Annotated in this window: 1 protein-coding gene; it reads left to right on the top strand. The window is 40.2% G+C overall.

Going from position 1 to position 1,121, the window contains the following annotated elements:
* The first annotated feature begins 234 nt into the window (after window positions 1-234).
* Entirely contained in the window at window positions 235-978 is a 744-nt protein-coding gene (locus F6K20_RS39480; RefSeq protein WP_008190414.1) for a PEP-CTERM sorting domain-containing protein, read from the top strand.
* The last annotated feature ends 143 nt before the right edge of the window (window positions 979-1,121 follow it).

Here is a 1,121-nt window from a genome sequence, read left to right as displayed (position 1 = left end):
TTGCTATAAATAGATTATTATAGCAGTCGCCAGGGTAATTAGGACATGACAAAAGTCTCAAACTACAGTATGGCAAGAGTTTAAATTCAGAATTCTGAATTCTGAATTCTGAATTCTGAATTCTGCTATATTACCTGAATAGTAGATAGTAAAGGTTAATAAAAATCCTCAAAAAAAGATATAAAAAAAGATTTTAGCGCTAAAATTAAGTCAGTATTGAGGGGTTGAAAAACCATGAAAAAGTTATCAACAGTTACGCTCACAGCTGCCTTAGTTACTTTGGGAACAGTAGGTGGTAATCCCGCTCTAGCTGATGAATACTTACTGGATTTTGAAAAGGATGATGCTGGTAACATTCTCAAGGCGGGGACTAAGAAAAATATTGGTGAGCAATGGGCAAAATTCGGTGTGCATATAACCAGTAACAAAGGGTCTAATCATCCCTTAAGGTTATTCAACAGCAATTGCGGACCTGATTTTGGGATTACATGCACCGGTGGAGACGATGACTTAGCCACGGGACCTTCATTTGGTACGAAGCCACAGGGTAACGTTCTAATTATCAACGAGGACAAAAGTAAAACACCCGATGACTGGGCTGGCGGTGGTATCATTTCCTTTGTTTTTGATCAAGCCGTTTCTGTTGATTACGTCACGCTTCTAGACATTGATGAGAATCCGAAGAATAAAAACGGATATGTTAAAGCGTTTCTGGAGGATGGCACAACAGAGAAACAATCACTAAAATTTGGCACAGACAACTCCCTATCCACTTACGATTTCAGCTATCTTCCTGAGTATTCAGTGACCAAGCTGGATATTAAACTACCAGGAAGTGGTGCGGTTTCTGGCATCAAGTTTACCGATTTCCCAGATCCCCCTAAGCCTTCTAAGAAAGTTCCCGAACCAACTTCGACATTGGGTCTGTTGATGTTGGGTGCTATCGGTGCTGGGTCAGTGTTCAAGCGCTATAAATAATGCCATCAGTAATTAGATGGACTTGGGCCCCCGGGGATAATGTGTTTTGTTAAGTGTTAAGTGTTAAGTGTTGACTGTTGACTGTTAAATGTTGATCGTTGAGAGTTGACTGTCAACAGCCGACAAGTTAGCTTGATTTCTAT

Source organism: Moorena sp. SIO2C4, from assembly GCF_010672485.1.
Classification (GTDB): Bacteria; Cyanobacteriota; Cyanobacteriia; order Cyanobacteriales; family Coleofasciculaceae; genus Moorena; species Moorena producens.
This window is presented reverse-complemented; position numbering and strand designations above follow the sequence as displayed.